The 548-nt window shown below is 56.9% G+C and carries 1 protein-coding gene; it reads left to right on the forward strand.

The genetic code is table 11. The features are described 5' to 3' along the window. The coding region (locus TH25_RS24670) for a PEP/pyruvate-binding domain-containing protein (RefSeq protein WP_309471297.1) at window positions 1-548 on the forward strand (548 nt) is incomplete at both ends.

The raw sequence follows: 548 nt of genomic DNA on the forward strand, positions 1-548 counted from the left end.
GAGGAAATCCTTGAAATCCACAAGGAAGACAGGGGCTATGTCCTTGATACCGAAATGGGTGCCGATGACTGGCAGGCGGTGGTTCAGGGCTTCAAGAAAAAGGTTGATGCCGAACTCGGGCGTCCCTTCCCGCAGGACCCGCGCGAACAGCTTTGGGGTGCCATTGGCGCGGTTTTCGGAAGCTGGATGAATGCGCGTGCCAATACATACCGTCGCCTGCATAACATTCCGGCAAGCTGGGGCACGGCGGTCAACGTTCAGGCCATGGTCTTTGGCAATATGGGCGATGATTGTGCGACCGGTGTCTGCTTCTCGCGCAATCCGTCGACCGGCGAAGACCGTTTCTACGGTGAATATCTGATCAATGCGCAGGGCGAGGATGTTGTGGCGGGGATCCGTACCCCAGCACCGCTGACCAAAATCGAACGTGAAGAGTCGGGTTCCGACCTTCTGTCGATGGAAGAAGCCATGCCCGGCGTCTTTGGCGAGCTTTGCGAAATCCGCGACAGGCTTGAAGCCCATTATCGCGACATGCAGGACATGGAATT

Source organism: Thalassospira profundimaris (assembly GCF_003326755.1).
Classification (GTDB): Bacteria; Pseudomonadota; Alphaproteobacteria; order Rhodospirillales; family Thalassospiraceae; genus Thalassospira; species Thalassospira profundimaris_B.